The 15,932-nt window shown below is 37.9% G+C and carries 17 protein-coding genes and 3 pseudogenes; 14 read left to right on the forward strand and 6 right to left on the reverse strand.

All coding sequences use genetic code 11. The features are described from left to right. Nucleotides 1–622: 622 nt before the first annotated feature. The 3 genes and pseudogenes from V7L20_RS04910 (at nucleotide 623) to V7L20_RS04920 (ending at nucleotide 1,366) form a co-directional block, all read left to right on the forward strand. Nucleotides 623–982 carry a M10 family metallopeptidase C-terminal domain-containing protein gene (locus tag V7L20_RS04910; RefSeq protein ID WP_334742991.1) on the forward strand — a complete coding sequence of 120 codons (360 nt, stop codon included), beginning with the start codon at nucleotides 623–625 and terminating at the stop codon, nucleotides 980–982. A 114-nt stretch (nucleotides 983–1,096) separates the two neighbouring features. Further along, a pseudogene (locus V7L20_RS04915) lies at nucleotides 1,097–1,213 on the forward strand (hypothetical protein); the annotation flags it as partial. A gap of 6 nt (nucleotides 1,214–1,219) precedes the next feature. After that, nucleotides 1,220–1,366, forward strand: coding sequence for a calcium-binding protein (locus tag V7L20_RS04920; protein ID WP_334742992.1), 147 nt, complete (start codon nucleotides 1,220–1,222; stop codon nucleotides 1,364–1,366). Between the two features lie 126 nt (nucleotides 1,367–1,492). Here V7L20_RS04920 and V7L20_RS04925 read toward each other — a convergent pair whose 3' ends face one another. Further along, a complete protein-coding gene (locus V7L20_RS04925; protein WP_334742993.1) occupies nucleotides 1,493–2,473 on the reverse strand; it encodes an aldo/keto reductase in 981 nt (326 codons plus the stop codon). A 515-nt stretch (nucleotides 2,474–2,988) separates the two neighbouring features. Between V7L20_RS04925 and V7L20_RS04930 the strand changes: the two genes are divergently transcribed. Beyond that, entirely contained in the window at nucleotides 2,989–3,783 is a 795-nt protein-coding gene (locus tag V7L20_RS04930) for a hypothetical protein (RefSeq protein WP_334742994.1), read from the forward strand. 660 nt (nucleotides 3,784–4,443) lie between these two features. On the opposite strand, the gene V7L20_RS04935 is transcribed toward V7L20_RS04930, so the two are convergent. Both V7L20_RS04935 and V7L20_RS04940 read right to left on the reverse strand, forming a co-directional pair. Then, nucleotides 4,444–4,848 (reverse strand): response regulator, encoded by a 405-nt coding sequence (locus V7L20_RS04935; protein WP_334743003.1) that lies wholly within the window; start codon nucleotides 4,846–4,848, stop codon nucleotides 4,444–4,446. Nucleotides 4,849–6,274: 1,426 nt separating this feature from the next. After that, nucleotides 6,275–6,427, reverse strand: coding sequence for a CopG family transcriptional regulator (locus V7L20_RS04940; RefSeq protein ID WP_334742995.1), 153 nt, complete (start codon nucleotides 6,425–6,427; stop codon nucleotides 6,275–6,277). A 357-nt stretch (nucleotides 6,428–6,784) separates the two neighbouring features. On the opposite strand from V7L20_RS04940, the gene V7L20_RS04945 reads away from it, so the two are divergent. Next, nucleotides 6,785–6,925, forward strand: coding sequence for a reverse transcriptase N-terminal domain-containing protein (locus tag V7L20_RS04945; protein WP_334743004.1), 141 nt, complete (start codon nucleotides 6,785–6,787; stop codon nucleotides 6,923–6,925). 55 nt (nucleotides 6,926–6,980) lie between these two features. Here V7L20_RS04945 and V7L20_RS04950 read toward each other — a convergent pair whose 3' ends face one another. Further along, nucleotides 6,981–7,352, reverse strand: a complete 372-nt coding sequence (locus V7L20_RS04950) for a hypothetical protein (protein ID WP_442943506.1) — start codon at nucleotides 7,350–7,352, stop codon at nucleotides 6,981–6,983. Between the two features lie 544 nt (nucleotides 7,353–7,896). Here V7L20_RS04950 and V7L20_RS04955 point away from each other — a divergent pair. Beyond that, complete coding sequence (locus tag V7L20_RS04955) at nucleotides 7,897–8,235, forward strand: hypothetical protein (protein WP_334742996.1); 339 nt, start codon at nucleotides 7,897–7,899, stop codon at nucleotides 8,233–8,235. Between the two features lie 283 nt (nucleotides 8,236–8,518). Here the strand turns inward: V7L20_RS04955 and glgX are convergent, their stop codons facing one another. Both glgX and V7L20_RS04965 read right to left on the reverse strand, forming a co-directional pair. Beyond that, nucleotides 8,519–10,645: a glycogen debranching protein GlgX gene (glgX, locus tag V7L20_RS04960; RefSeq protein ID WP_334742997.1), complete on the reverse strand. Its 2,127-nt coding sequence runs from the start codon at nucleotides 10,643–10,645 to the stop codon at nucleotides 8,519–8,521. A gap of 189 nt (nucleotides 10,646–10,834) precedes the next feature. Further along, nucleotides 10,835–11,143, reverse strand: a complete 309-nt coding sequence (locus V7L20_RS04965; protein ID WP_334742998.1) for a hypothetical protein — start codon at nucleotides 11,141–11,143, stop codon at nucleotides 10,835–10,837. 191 nt (nucleotides 11,144–11,334) lie between these two features. Between V7L20_RS04965 and V7L20_RS04970 the strand changes: the two are divergent. The 8 genes and pseudogenes from V7L20_RS04970 (at nucleotide 11,335) to V7L20_RS32505 (ending at nucleotide 15,564) form a co-directional block, all read left to right on the forward strand. After that, nucleotides 11,335–12,024: pseudogene (locus V7L20_RS04970) on the forward strand (IS1 family transposase). 19 nt (nucleotides 12,025–12,043) lie between these two features. Continuing rightward, a complete protein-coding gene (locus V7L20_RS04975) occupies nucleotides 12,044–12,187 on the forward strand; it encodes a hypothetical protein (RefSeq protein WP_334742999.1) in 144 nt (47 codons plus the stop codon). 646 nt (nucleotides 12,188–12,833) lie between these two features. Next, nucleotides 12,834–13,328, forward strand: a complete 495-nt coding sequence (locus V7L20_RS04980) for a transposase (RefSeq protein ID WP_334743000.1) — start codon at nucleotides 12,834–12,836, stop codon at nucleotides 13,326–13,328. 19 nt (nucleotides 13,329–13,347) lie between these two features. After that, a complete protein-coding gene (locus V7L20_RS04985) occupies nucleotides 13,348–13,776 on the forward strand; it encodes a hypothetical protein (protein WP_334743001.1) in 429 nt (142 codons plus the stop codon). 87 nt (nucleotides 13,777–13,863) lie between these two features. Further along, the gene (locus V7L20_RS04990) at nucleotides 13,864–14,064 is read left to right on the forward strand and encodes a hypothetical protein (protein WP_334743002.1); all 201 of its coding nucleotides are present in this window, start codon (nucleotides 13,864–13,866) and stop codon (nucleotides 14,062–14,064) included. 141 nt (nucleotides 14,065–14,205) lie between these two features. Continuing rightward, the gene (locus tag V7L20_RS32495; protein WP_442943507.1) at nucleotides 14,206–14,694 is read left to right on the forward strand and encodes a hypothetical protein; all 489 of its coding nucleotides are present in this window, start codon (nucleotides 14,206–14,208) and stop codon (nucleotides 14,692–14,694) included. Next, nucleotides 14,688–15,338, forward strand: a pseudogene (locus V7L20_RS32500) (ISAzo13-like element transposase-related protein); the annotation flags it as partial. The gene V7L20_RS32495 and the pseudogene V7L20_RS32500, both read left to right, overlap by 7 nt. After that, nucleotides 15,301–15,564, forward strand: a complete 264-nt coding sequence (locus tag V7L20_RS32505) for an ISAzo13-like element transposase-related protein (protein ID WP_442943508.1) — start codon at nucleotides 15,301–15,303, stop codon at nucleotides 15,562–15,564. The pseudogene V7L20_RS32500 and the gene V7L20_RS32505, both read left to right, overlap by 38 nt. Nucleotides 15,565–15,932 lie beyond the last annotated feature (368 nt).

The raw sequence follows: 15,932 nt of genomic DNA on the forward strand, positions 1-15,932 counted from the left end.
CATAAATCAAAGTACTTATACGTGTATTGAACAGTGAATAATGTGAAGAATATGCAAAGATGTGTCTTTAAGCAAAGACATTTAAATAAATTCAGTAGTATGTACGTAGTATATAGTTAGTACAGAGTTATTTTGATGTTCTCTATTTTCAGGCTAGATAGTCAAGGGCAATAGCCCACAACGAGGGTATAAAATTATTTTTGCCTGTCAAGAGTGAACTCTTTTCTATTTTCACAGTAGTAGGAATCACCCATTCACAAAAAAACAAACTATAAATTGTAAATTTTAGACATTCAATCTTGATTTTTCCAGCTTTTTTCAGCTTTTATGGTTGATTAAAGATGAGTGAAAAAAGCCTGAAACTATTTGTTTGACTAAACGCACGTCCTCATGAATTTGTATAACGCTTAAAACTGTTATTATCCTTTGATAGTTAGATAAGTGCTATAGAAAAGCTTTTTATAAGGTGAGTCTTTGATGAATATTACTGTTTTTCACTCTTAAGGTATAAAGTTTGCCGAAAACGTCACCCTTGGAGGAAATTTATCTGCCCAAAAACAGCACTAAATTCAAGATTGAGAACTGAAGTTACTGAAAAAATTGATTTAGGTAGGTAAAAGTTATGGCAAATATTATTGGAACCAAGGGTAATGATACCTTAGTGGGTAGTTACGAAGTGGACACGATTAACGGTCTTGCAGGTAACGATACCATTACAGGTAAACAGGGCTACGACACTTTGACTGGTGGTGGTGGCAAGGATGAATTTGTTTACAGCGACTTCTATGAGAGCAACACTGATACTATTACTGATTTCGGTGGCGTCGGTAAAGGAACAAACCCGTCAGCAGCAGTCATTGCGGAAGTAGACACCCTAAATTTCCAGAACGATCAATTGTTGAATGCAAAATTTCAAATTAGAAAACTTGCAGAACCTGAAAGCTTCTGGACCAACACCAGCGTTCAGCAATATTCTGTTTAATGGGCAAGCTAGTATCACCACACCAACAGCTTTAATGTCTTTGCTGCCAACTCTACTGATACTAAGCTGGGCATCAAAAACACGGTAACCTTCCTCAATGACCTATCTAATAACATTACAGGTTTTGACGACTCAGATGATCTAGTCAATGGTCAGGGGGGTAATGATAAAATCGACGGGAAAAGTGGCAACGACTTCCTGCGGGGTGGTACGGGAAATGATACTCTCATTGGTGGTGTGGGCAATGACACTCTCAACGGTGGTGCTGGTAACGATTTGTTGTGTGGTGGTGTGGGCAATGATACCCTCATTGGTTATAAGGGCAATGACACTCTCAACGGTGGTACGGTTTGCGAGGTGCTATTTTTAGCATCTCGCATTTGATTTCTACAAGCCGCAGACTGATGACTATAAGTCAGGAGTATGCGTCAAGGGCGAAAGCGCCAAAATATCAGGGTTTTCGCAGTAATATCCTTGAAACGGAAGAAAGCTTTTATTTTTGGATCTTTCTTAGCGATTAACAGTACTCATATCAGGATAGCGATCGCCTGCGGTAATCCCCTTTACTGCTATTGCTTCAATCCGACTCAGGTCATCTGTAGTTAGAACAATCTCAGTTGCTGCAATGTTTTCTTCTAAATAAGTGCGCCGCTTTGTACCAGGAATCGGCACAATATCTTCACCTTGAGCCAGTAGCCATGCCAAAGCAAGTTGGCTAGGTGTGACTTGCTTTTCATTAGCGATTTCCTTGACTTTTTCAACTAATTGCAGGTTTTTAGAGAAATTATCGCCCTGAAAACGGGGATGATTTCTCCGGTAATCATCTGCTGCAAGGTCTTCAGGACGAGTGATGGCTCCCGATAAAAACCCACGACCAAGAGGACTGTAAGGAACAAAACCAATTCCTAGTTCTCGTACAGTAGGTAAAATTTCATCTTCTGGATCGCGGCTCCACAAAGAATACTCTGTTTGTAGCGCCGTAATGGGATGAACTGCCACAGCTCGTCGAATTGTTGCTGGAGCAGCTTCCGACAGCCCTAAATAGCGCACTTTACCAGCCTGTACTAACTGAGCCATTGCCCCTACAGTATCTTCGATTGGCACGTTTGGATCAACTCGATGTTGATAGTACAGGTCAATAACTTCTACTCCCAAGCGTTTAAGTGAAGCATCACAAGCTGTCTGCACATATTCAGGGCTGCCATTAACTCCTTTCCAACCACCTTCTTCAGTACGAACATTACCAAACTTGGTTGCTAATACTACTTGTTCTCGACGATCCTTAATTGCTCTACCTATTAATTGCTCATTAGTGAAAGGCCCATACATATCAGCAGTGTCAAGAAAAGTCACTCCAAGATCCAAAGCACGATGGATAGTGGCGATCGCTTCAGATTCATCACGACCACTATAAAACTCAGACATTCCCATGCAACCAAGTCCTAGTTGTGAAACTTCCAGTCCTTGTTTGCCTAACTTTCTAGTTTTCATTGAAAATCTCCCAACTATTAAGTCTTATGTGAACATCAGTATTAAAACAAATAACGACATGTTACCTAAATTAAAGGAATGTGTCTTAGCTCTTTAGTAGTATTTTGAGCAATTTAGCTACTGTTGGTTTTCTTTCTAATCCAGTAATTGTTTACAGAGTTTTAAACCATTGGATAGAAATAGAGGCAGGGGGAGCAGGGGAGGTAAGGTGATTTGAGTGAGAACTTGCAATAAGTTTTTCCCCAATTCCTGTTCTCCCTGCTCCTTTGCCTAAACTTATACAGAATTGAGTATTTTTGGAAATACTATTTTTAATTAATGACTAATGAATTTGCCAAGCCGTTTGATTTTTACTTCAAGCATTAGCCTTTGAAAGCTTTTTACCCAAATTAAATTACTGATTTCGGAAGAACACCATCTGTCTATAGAATGAAGCACATCATCAAGAATACAGCGTATCCTCTAGTGTAATTAAATAAAAATCTATCTGTTTACAAACAAATAGCGAAACCCAAATGGCTAATAAAGAGCTAGAAACGCTCAAAAAACTAGCTTTTAACCAATCTGAGCGCAGTTCAGAACAACCGTTGTCACCACCAGACTCCAACGCTAGCTTACCCAAAGAAAAGCCTAAGCGAAATATGAACTGGTGGTTTCTAAAGATAGCGTCTCTTACAGGATTATTGTATTTACTCTTTATCGTACTTACGCCTACCCCAGTTCCTCAGGAAAACCGTAGAATTGGAAATACGGAAGTTATTATATTTAGTTTAATTTTGCTGTTTAACTCAGGTTTGCTAGATAACATAGATGATATCTCAATTTCAGGTACGGGAATTGCCTTAAGGAGACTCAAGCAAGAAGTTAGAGATGATATTAATAAGTTGCAAGATGAGCAAATTGCCGAACTGAATAGACAACAAAAGCGGATTGACTTACTTCAGGAGCAACAATCAGCAACATTGCAATTTTTAGTTAGATATCTGATTGATGGCAATGAACTTAAGCATTTGATTAAGCTTAATTCTCCAAAAGGATTTAACTTTAAATTTGACGATAATTTAGGAATTGAACTGAAACATCTTAGAGCTATGGGATTTATTAATAATTTTGTGGGTAAAGGAATTGAAAAAGTTCAACAAGATGGAGAAGGAGATTTAAAAAACTATTTTCACATTACGGAAGAAGGGAAATCATATTTAGCTTTGAGAAAGACTTTAGGAATCAATGAAATTCCTGGACTGGGTGAAGATGGACGATGGCATCAAGACATTAGGGATTCAGCAAAAATTGAATTAGAGAACTTTTAAAAATAGCAAATTATTATATAGGGTTTCTCGTTTATATGACAATACACTTGGGTTAAAGATAATTGTAGCTTGCTTCCCTGTAGGGGTACGAAGTGAAACCCAACAAATACCCCAAAATGTTGGGTTACCTGTAGGAGCTTGCTACGTTTCTCAACCCAATCTACACAAATTTATTTTTCTAATTTAACTCAACCGTATCAGTTTATATGAGATACATCAGTAAGGAGACGGCACTGTGCGTAAGTGTCAACTTAACGTAAAAGTCATGTCCCGCTTAGAACTAAAGTTTCAAGCGGATGAGGAAGCCAACAGTTAAGCTATTTTTAGCTTAAGTTGATACCAATTGGCACTGCCGTTCCCTTACACCTGGCAATATAATGTTGTAGACCATAACACATAACATCTAAATGGGAACCGCTATATCTGCCTTAAAATAAAGTTAAGTAAGTCGGTACAATAAAACCAAACTGTGTGAAGAAGAGTAAACAAGACTCAAACTCTTTTTCCCCTGCTCCCTCCCCCCGTTCGGCTACGTTCACGGCAAGCATACCCCTTGCCTTATTCCAACGATAATTATTTACGCCGACTTACTTGTTGCACGAATAGGGAAAAATGGGAAGAGGAAGTTATTGAACAGTAATACTTTATAATTCTTCATAATTACCAATTACAAGAACCAACCAAGCTAGCCACTATCTCAACTAGTTCTTCAGGATCAATCGGTTTAGATACATGAGTGTTAAATCCACCTTCTAATGCACGGATACGATCCTCACTATCAGCAAAGGCTGTTAAAGCAATAGCCGGGACTCGTCCACCATTGATTGGTTTGAGCGCACGAATTTTGCGGATGAGAGTGTAACCATCCTCCCCAGGTAACCCGATATCAGAAATTAAAACATCGGGTTGCAATTCAGATAAAACTTGGCGTGCCGCATCTGCTGATATTACTGCTATAACTTTTGCTCCATCCATTTCCAATACAGTAGTTATGAATAGGCGAGTATCATCATCATCCTCAACTACGAGAATATCTAAACCAGCAAGAGTTCCAGAAACTTCCATAAATGTCATTTTATTATAACTTTCTGTGACTTTTACCTGCTAATGATAAAATCAGGGCTTGAGAAACCCTCAAAATGACCTTTTTCAGATGCGGTGAAAAGCCAGAACTATCTAATCAACGTAAAACAAACCGAAAAGGACTTATAATAAATTCTAACAATTTATTTGTATCTAAATGCACATATAATTTAGAATAAAAAATCTTCCAAATGGGAGGTATAATTTTTTGTTTTTATTTTAGAAGTCAAGCTATAAAAAAAGCTATTTTTATCCTGATATTTATAATTAAAATCATAAATTTTTATAAAAAAGATTGAGTTATCAATAAAGTTAAGCTCTGGTTTAACCTATGAAAAAATAATGCTTTTACCCAATATGGTTGAACTACGTAAAAGCTTTATTAAATACATAAATTAAAGCATTTGCTTGTGAAGGAGGCTTTATCTATAAATTACTTATTAAATAAAAAACTAGAGAAAAATTCGCTTGATAGTTGCTGAACAAACTATTAGTAATGATTTGAATACAGTAGTTCCCATTCAGATGCAGTACAGTATTGTATCCCAAGATGTATTGTGTACGTCACGTAAACGAAAACCGCTATAATTTATGCGATCGCAGTACTTTATGATCTACAAGTTGATAAATACACTGCTTTCGATATTCTTGAGAGGTTCGATGGTTAGGAGATTGAATATGGTATTGGGCGACAGGGCACGATTACAATGCGATCGCTCTTTAACTCCAAAATATAAATAATGCTTTATTCTTAAAGAAAACTCAAATTTTATCTAGTTTTTATGTCATTTATAGCCAGTTGTAGAGCAGGAACTGAACTCTTTTAAATACTGTATCAATCATCTAGAGGCGTTCAACAGCACTTACACAACAACTGGCATAGAGCGGGAGAAGTGATGCAGAGTAAAGCTGTGTTTTAAACCACAACTTCTTCACTGTCTAATGCTGTTCATATCTCTATTGAAGCTCCAACAGTACAACATCAGTTGTCAATTTGCCAAAATCTGTGACTTTTATAGGTCAATACAGTTCAGTTAAGCATTTCTTCCTTCTCTTTGCATTTTACCCTGCGGGAAGCCCTACCTGTGGAAACACACTCGCGTTCGTGTCTATATGTCCTTCTCTACGAGACGCTTTGCAAAGGCGGTTCGTTAAAAAAATTGACTTTGGCAAAGAGTTTTAGCCTTAACCTGAGCGTATTGCTTTATAGGTAGGGGAGCAATAAGCAGGGAGAAAAGGGGAAACTTTCTCCCCAACAAAGCATACCCTGTCTCAATTCTTCTTTGCCTTCTTCCTGCAAGAACTGCCTGTTGCTGACAAGTCTTGTCTAGCATCATGCTCACTAAAACTTTTATTCCCCCTCTTAGTTAAGTTTTATCCAGTGTGATTTCCTTTTCTTTTAAGTTTTTTATTCTTCATCTTTAGTCGCGAGAGAACGAATTAATTCCCGAATTACATCGGTTGCTGGTCTGCCAGTGTTTGAGCAATATTTTTCTAATTTCTGAGCCTCACCTGATGTGAGATTGATTGTAAGTCGTTTAACAGCCCATTTTTTATTCATAATATTAGACAAGTTCGATTTTTCAACTACTTCTCTAATATCAATCACTTAATGTGTTACTACATGGGTATTCTCAAGGAATTTTAATTCAAGAAATAATGAAGCAGACTAATATGTTTTTCCAAAAAATAGTCAAGATGTAAAGTCTATTTATAAAATATGAAGTTTAACTCCTTTAAAAGTAGTAACTTTAAAGCCAGGATTAAGAGAGTATCAAATAAATTTATACAGACTAAGTAATTTGCTCAAATTTGCGCTACTCCACGTCAGTAGCTCAAGCTACAGTATCACATTGGAGATATTAGGGCAATTAAGGAAGCGATCGCTATCAGAGCAGTTCAGCAGGTAAAATATAGCATAGGGGAACAATGCAAAAACTCCTTTTTAGATGATGTCAAGCAATGCCGCAAAATCCAGAAGACACTGATGAGGTATTGGTCTAATAGGTTGCTAGCGGTACGTAGGGTAACAGTCGAAAACCAGGGAAAAAACGTTTGAGCCAAAACCATGACTTTGCTGCGCTAATTCCACTGTTTTCTCAATTAGCCTGTAGTCAAGACCTTGGGTAATTAATCCCGTGCGAAATCTCACAAGTGTTGCCTGGGAAAAAGGAGCCATTTCGCAATCTATGCAATCTACCATGCCAACGCCTGTCCATGCTCAATGCTTCGATTGCTTTTGCATCTGAAGCACCTGTATACGCTTGTAAAATAGTTACTAACGCCAACTGTGTTGGTGGTACTGGTGGATATCCTTGGGCCGAATCTGCATAAAGTTTGCTTAGTTCTTTTTGAAACTGCTGATCAAATAATTGATGACGATATTGCTTTAAGAACGTAAACAGTTTTGCTCGTTTAATCCGCTTAACGATACTTTGCTCTAATGCTGATAATTTTATCGGTGGACTCCAATTTCGTGGTCGCATACGTAAATTTTTGGTTTACACTAGCACATTTATTACCTGAATTTACCTCAATTCCGGCTATACCTCTCCTTGAGATTTTTTTAAATATGGCTCACAGTCTGTTTATCGCTATAACCGTTAGCTTGTAAGCGTTTCCTTTATTCTCTCCTTTCTTCTTTACTCAACTTTAGGCTGATTTTTCTTTTGTGACGCGATTACTGAATCGGTGTCCTAGAACGCAAACTAGAGCTAATTACCCAAACCGCATAAACAATGCTGGAGTTCATGCAGCATAGCAGTAGCCAGCAAGTAGAGTGATATATGGTGATTCTGATTGTGGTGGAGATTCTGCTGTCACTATACGACATCATTTTCAAAGGCTAACGCTAGATTTAGAGAGCGTAAACCTATCGGACTAATTGAAAACTGCTATATTCTACCAGACGATTTATAATCACCTGGGCTAGGTGCAAAATGTTAATTAAAAACATTCTTCCCTACGAACGTGATAGAAAATACTTGTATGATTTATGATTTTTGACTCATAGTATAAGGATTACAGATAATGCACATTCTCAAAAGATCCATCAAACCAGCCACCTATATATCGTTCCTCTACATTTACCAAACTACTTGGGGAACTGCTGGTGATATTTGTTTAATCCGTGAATCTGTAGCTAATGAAAGTACAGCAAAGTTTATCGGTCACAAAATCCAACTAGCAATTCCAAAAGGGCTGGAGCGCGATCGCATCGCCAACTGTCCGATAATCAAAGTTGCAGGTAATGTCGGCGACGGACATCCAAAAGAGCACCCGTTGGAATGGGAGGCTTATGAAGGTGTAGATATAGAAATAGCTCTAGCAGCTCTCAAACCTTGGGGCTTCAAGTTAATTGAGCTTTAGCGAGTTGATAAACTCAACTCCCTTTCATTCTTCTGCTAAAGTTACTTTTTTCTAAAGTTGCCAATTTTATCGTTTAGCGTTATCAAACATTGGCTAAAATGGGAAAATTTATCTCACCCAAATTTCCCATTTTTGCCATCATATCATGCCAATTGTTTTACTTTAACCGAATATTTTTAAATTATTGTAGAACTTACGCATTGACAATAAATACAAGAAGTGAATAGGAATAATGGAGAAAAAACAAGCGATCGCTATTTATCAGAAGCGTATTTTTGTGCTACTAAGCAAGACGACGTAACACCATTATAGAACGGTCTATAACTGGCACAGTTTGCTCACCTATAATCAATTTTCCTGGGCTAAGGAAGCGAGATTCATTGGTGTTAATAACTATTTCCCATTCCCTGTCATTAAGAACATTAGGTAAGGCAAACTCAATCGTTTCGTAGTGAGCATTAAAAAATAACAGAAAGCTCTCATCAATAATCCGTTCACCACGAGGGCCAGGAGTAACAATACCCTCGCCATTCAAGAAAATTTCCATAGCTTTAGCATAACTAACTAGCCACTGCTTTTCAGTCATTTCGCTACCATCGGCATTAAACCAACCAATATCACTGATGCCAAAACCATGGATAGGACGGCCTTGAAACCACTTACGCCGTCGAAATACTGGATGCTGATGACGAAAATAAATCAGTTCACGAGCAAAATCTAGGAGTTCGGAATTAGACTTTTGTAAACTCCAATCACGCCAGGAAATTTCATTATCTTGGCAGTAAACATTATTGTTACCCATCTGAGTGCAACCAATTTCATCTCCTGCTAATAGCATGGGTACGCCTTGAGACAGCATTAGAGTTGCTAAAAAATTGCGCTGTTGACGTTGCCGTAAGCGGATCACATCTGGATCATTGGTTTCTCCTTCTACACCACAATTCCAAGAGCGGTTATAGCTTTCTCCATCCCGGCTATCTTCGCCGTTAGCCTGATTATGCTTTTCGTTGTAGCTGACCAAATCATTAAGCGTAAAGCCATCATGAGCAGTGACAAAATTAATACTGGCACTGGGATTACGTCCATTTGCTTGGTAAAGATCAGGGCTGCCAGTAAAACAATAAGCAAATTGCCCAAGGCTATCATCCTCACCACGCCAAAAATCTCGGACAGTATCACGATACCTGCCATTCCATTCAGACCAGCGTAAAGGAAAATTGCCAACTTGATAACCGCCTTCTCCCAAATCCCAAGGTTCAGCAATCAGCTTCACATCTGCCAGAACTGGATCTTGATGAATAATATCAAAAAAAGCTGCGAGATTATCTACTTCATATAGTTCTCGTGCTAATGCTGAAGCTAAGTCAAAGCGAAAGCCATCAACATGCATTTCTGTTACCCAGTAGCGCAGACTATCCATGATTAACTTCAGAACTTGGGCATGACGCACATTCAGAGAGTTGCCACAGCCTGTGAAATCCATGTAGTAACGGGAATTATCTTTGACCAAGCGGTAGTATACAGCATTATCAATGCCTCGCAGTGACAATGTTGGCCCTAAATGATTGCCTTCACCAGTGTGGTTATAAACTACATCTAAAATTACTTCAATGCCAGCAGAGTGTAAGTTCTTGACCATCTGTTTAAACTCGGTGACTTGTTGTCCGAGTGAGCCACTAGCACTGTAACCCGAGTAGGGTGTCAAATAATTAATGGAATCATAACCCCAATAGTTTTTAAGTCCTTTATCCTCCAGAAATCCTGGAGAAGATAAAAAGTGATGCACAGGCATCAATTCTACAGATGTGATTCCTAGTTGTTGGAGATATTGAATTGCAGCTGGATGTGCTAGCCCTGCATAAGTACCACGTAATTCTTCTGGAATTTCTGGATGTAGCTTAGTAAAGCCTTTAACGTGAGTTTCATAAATAATAGTTTCGTGCCACGGTATAGAAAGTAGTTTGTCATCTCCCCAATCAAAAGACTGATCAACAACAATACACTTTGGCATAATTTCGGCATTATCTAAATCAGAAAAAGCTAAATCTTGTTCTGGTGCATCTAAAGAGTAGCCAAAATTAACTGGACTATCGCTAATTTCCCCATCAATTGCCTTAGCATAAGGATCAATCAGTAGTTTATTAGGGTTAAAGCGATGACCAAGTTCTGGGGCCCAAGGCCCATGTACTCTAAACCCATAGCGTTGTCCAGGTCCTACTCCTGGTAGATAAGCGTGCCAAACAAAATTATTTTTTTCTGTTAAAGGCAAGCGAATTTCATAATTATCAGCATCAAATAAACAAAGTTCTACACCTGTTGCATTTTCAGAAAACAAAGCAAAGTTAGTGCCTTTGCCATCCCAACTAGCACCTAAGGGATATACATTCCCAGGCCATAAAGCTACATACATAAGTCAAGTACCAAAAGCTAACTTTAGTGTTAATAACAAACTTGAAAATGTGTTTAACAGTAATTTTATAAGTTCAATAATTGTTAATAAATTTTAATTAACGATAAATTATAATTTTTATAGTTTTTCCTTAAAAAACTTAAAAGCGGGTAAGAAAGATTAGGAGCATCCTGTTTTGGCGAATTGCCCTCAGACTAAAAGTCTGGAGCTACACAAACGAAGTCTGCCTTCGCAGACTCGCTTTAAACCCGCAAAGGCGAATTTAGTAGACTTGTCACCTAATAAGGTTTTTAAATTTTTTGAGCTAGACAGGGAAAGGCTTTCAGACACCAATTTTTTATAAAGCGACAAGTCTAGTTTGTATAACCGCGATTTCCAATCGCCAAGTATTTCTTCCAAAAGTGGATGATACCAAAAGATTTTTTTACATTTCAATATATAATAAAAATTTTGGTTAATTGGCAATTCTGTAAGTGTTGCTGTTAATACTTGACTCATAAATTACCTAAACAATATTTGCCAAAATTTTCAATTCTTATAGTTCTACTCAAAATAGTATATCCATACATCTATCAAAGTGAATAAATTTATTTATATCAACATGTATATTTACTTAAACTATCTTTTATGGATTTATAATATCATTTTTTAGCGTTACATAATAAAGGGATGAATTAGGGTTTAATACTGTGCATTGTCCATACTGCAAATTTACGGAGATGAGAAAAAATGGCAAACGAAGAGGTAAACAAAACCACATTTGTGTAAGCTGTGGTCGTCAATTTATAAATATATACAGTCCACCAAAAAGATACTCAGATCAGGTCAAACTTGAATGCTTAAAAGCATACGTTAATGGTAACGGATTCCGAGCTATTAAGCAATCCAAAGGTGTTCACCACACAACTGTAATTTATTGGCTCAAACTTATTGGTGAAAAATTGCCAGACGCACCACCAATCAAGGAGATTCCCAGAATGGGAGAATTGGATGAACTAGAGACTTTCGTAGGGTTAAAAAACAAAATTTGGTTATGGACAGCAGTAAACCACTTCTGCAAAGGAATTTTAGCTTTGGTTCTAGGAGACCACAGTACTGAAGCATTTAAACCTTTATGGGACATTGTTTGCTGCTGGCAATGCTACTTTTATGTTACTGATGGATGAAAAATTTACCCCAGTTTTATTAACCTAGAAGATCATATTGTGAGTAAAACATATATGACCCAAGTAGAAGGTGAAAACACTCATTTACGTCATTATCTAGCACGATTACATCGAAAAACATTATGCTATTCTAAGTCCGTAGATATGCTGAAGTATTCAATTCGATTATTACTTGATTGCTTGAGGTATTGGCAAATACCCGTATTAAATTGAATAATTCCGCGTTTATATAATGCCTTACGAAACCTTACATGCTACGTTTATTATGGTAGAGCAGCAACCAGTGCAGGCGATCGCAGCCAGCTTAACAATAGACTTGTCGCTTTATAAAAATTGGAGTCTGAAAGCCTTTCCCTGCCTAGATCGAAAAATTTAAAAACCTTATTAGGCGAAAAGTCTAATAGCTATTTATGTATTAGACCTCCGGCTATTGTCAGATGATGAAGGAGAGATAGAACATCCCTTTAATTTATCCTTCGGGCCATTCCTGCGAGTTAAGTTGCTTGTGCTTTCCAAGACAGAACATATTTCATGGCGTTGCTGATTGAAAGTATGAATTAGTCTTACACAAAGACGCAAAGGCGCAAATAATCGTTGTTTAGTTATATCAAAAATGTCAATTTATACTTTGATTGAGCAACGTCAGATAATCATTAGGTAATTATGGCTTGTTTAACTACGCATTTTACTATTGTCACTTCCTTCAATAGATCATCCACACAGCATTACTTTTTTAGTTATGAATCTTTCTACTCAACTGTCACGCTTGTTGTATACTTTTTTATATCTGTTTTTGAAAATTAGACCTTGTTTACTGGACTTTAGACTAAAAGAGAGCGATGGTAAATAATGGGACTGCAAAAAAATCAAGGGATGCAAGTAAAAACAAGCACCCCAAGAACGGAAGATGAAAAAAGCACAACCAATCTTCATCAACCGCTATGGATGTTTTTGCACAACTGAAGGAATTTCGTCAAGCAGCATAGGAATATTTATGTCGGGCAAAGGATGCAACATTTGAAATGATGGATGCAATATTGCTGACACGTAATGCATATAGTCTGGCAGAATTATCAATGTGTCCAGTGTTCCGTCGTCAGTGGTCAAGTATTTATGAGACAACACAGGATACAAGACCACAGCGTCACAAATTGATGGGACTGTACAGTCAAAATATACCAAAGCCAGGACGTATAGTGCTGGCAGGAGACCACACAGTGTGGTCAAGACCAGATGCTCCCACGCTGAAAGAAAGAACCTACGAGCATTATGCCCAAGGTGGAAAAGGTGGTCGTCCCGTCACCCCCGGATACGGATACAGTACCATAGCTTGGATACCAGAAACAGAAGGGAGTTGGGCATTACCACTCAGACATGAGCGAATCACCAGTTGGGAAAATCCCATAGATAAGGCTGTATGGCAGTTAAAACAGGTGTATAAAGACTTACCATCACGACCAATTACACTATGGGATAGTGAATACGGATGTGCGCCATTTGTGATGATAAACGGCTGACATTCATGCAGATAAAGTGATGCGGTTACGTTCCAACCTATGTTTACGAGGAGAACCACCACAATATTCAGGTAGGGGGAAACCACGGGTACATGGAGATAAATTCAAATTCAATGATGTCAGTACCTGGTCTGACCCAGAACAAACCATTGAACAGGAAGATAGTAAGCTAAATAGAGTCAGGATTCGCCTGTGGACAAGGAAGCATTTTCGTCTTTCTCCACATCATCCGATGTCAATTATACTGGTGGAAAGGCTACTTGAAGACGGCTCACCAAGAGTCCATAAACCGATGTGGCTGGCTTTTGTTGGTGAAGAAATGCCACTTCTATCTCAATTGTGGAAACTCTATTTACGACGCTTTGCCGTTGACCACTGGTATCATTTTATCAAGCAGCGTTTACATTGGACTGTGCCCAAATTGTCTACTCCCCAACAATGTGACTGATGGAGTGACCTGATGCCGTTAATGACTTGGGAGTTATGGCTGGCACGTGATCTCGTCAATGACAATCCTCTTTCATGGCACAAACAAATGACTCTTCTTACTCCTGGAAGGGTTGCACAAGCGATGCCTGGGATTTTGATCAGGGTTTCTACTCCATCCATTCCACCAAAACCACGAGGTAAATCTCCTGGCTGGAAAACGGGACAGTCTCGCCAACGTAGAATTCGCTATCCCATCGTTAGAAAGCGTACTTCTTCTTCACGTAAAGCTGAACCGAAACCTGCTTGATTTGCTATTTTTTTGATTTTTTACTTTGCTTCTTTTCAACTCAGCTTCCCTGAGTCATTTTGTGCTTCTTAGTCTAAAGTTCAGTTGTTTACGGTTTCACATTAGTGAGAATTATAGTTAGGGATTTCCAAAAAATAAATTATGCCCTTATCAACAATGATAATCATTTTTAGAGGGGGTGGTGAAGGGGTTGCCGACGGCAGCTTTTTCACCACCCCCTTTTGTAGTAATTTGAATAATGATTGGATTTTTGAGTGTGGTATGTCTATAGTATTAACTGATTCTCTTAAAAAGTTGTTGATTGAAACTGCATTTCAACTAAAAGGTTCAGCCAAGCGTAAATTTATGGCACAGACAGTTCAGGGCTTAGGTTTAGGAGGGCAAAGACTTGCATCATCAGAATTAGGATGGAATCGAGACACAATTAGGAAAGGGACAAGAGAATTAAAAAGTGGTATTACTTTTGTTGATAACATGAGCACAAAAGGACGTTATAAAGCAGAAGAACACCTGCCAAATCTTTTAGAAGACATAAAAAATTTAGTTGACTTTAATAGTCAAGCAGATCGAGTTTTAAAAGCCAAAGACTATATACCAGACTTAGTGCCGCCGAAGTCAGAAAGCAATTAATAGAAAAGTTGGGTTACAGTAATGAAAATTTACATACATCAGAAACAATTCGAGTCAAATTAAATAATTTAGGTTACAAGCTCAGAAGGGTAAAGAAAGTTCAGCCTCAAAAAAAATCCCACAAACTGATGCAATCTTCGAGCAATTAGACATAGTAAACAAAGACGCTTCGGGAGATAAAAAGTGTTTTATGTCTAAGCATGGATGGAAAAGCGCGTGTAAAGATTGGCTCATTTTACAGAGGAGGTAAAAGCCGTGATGGGGCGAAAGCTGATGACCATGATTATAATCCAAAAACAACTGTAACTTCCTATGGGATATCTTTTCCAGAGCTTGACGAGTTATTTTTGTACTTGACAGAATCGAAAGTTACAAGTGATTTTATCGTTGATATCTTATCAGATTTTTGGTCTTGTGAAAAGCATCGTTTTTCTCAAGTTAAAACACTACTTATCAATCAAGATAATGGGCCGTAGAATAGTTCACTGCGTACCCAATTTATGAAACAGATAGTAGACTTTGCTCACAAGTATCAACTAAATATACGTTTAGCTTACTACCCTCCATATCATAGTAAATATAATCCAATTAGATTGGACATGGGCAATACTAGAGAATCATTGGAATGGCAGCATTTTAGATGAAGTGGAGACGGCTTTAAAGTTTGCTAGTACTATGAAATGGAAAGGTTCTCATCCAGTAGTTAAGCTAGTACACAAAACTTATGAGAATCGGGTAAAGCTTACAAAAAAAGCTATAGCTAAAATTGAAAAACAGATTGAGCGGCTAACCGATTCTACTCATGAAGTTTTCCCAAATTTAAGTAATTGGTTTATTGATATTTGTTGTAGTAAAACAAAAGTTATTTGATTTTAATAACACCATTTATTTAGCTACAAAACATCCCTTATCTACACTGTTTAACTTCAAAGCAGACGACAAGTGTATAAATTCTTCATGCATAGATGAGGGGGAGAAAAGGGGTTGCCCTCGGCAACCCCTTTTCTCCCCACCCCTTAAAATGATTATCATTATTGAGAAAACCTGTCTCTTGTTTTTCTTGAAATAATTTATTCTTTGGAAGTCCCTTATATATAGCAGGGCTATTTCATTCTAAACGTAGCATTTATATGGTAAAATGCCGCACGAAAAATCAGAACATTCATCTACTCTCGTGAGCCAAATAGCAATTATAGAAGCATTCGCAGGACTTGAAGACCCTCGTCGCCGTGCAGGAC

It is taken from the genome of Nostoc sp. (assembly GCF_036916735.1).
Classification (GTDB): Bacteria; Cyanobacteriota; Cyanobacteriia; order Cyanobacteriales; family Nostocaceae; genus Nostoc.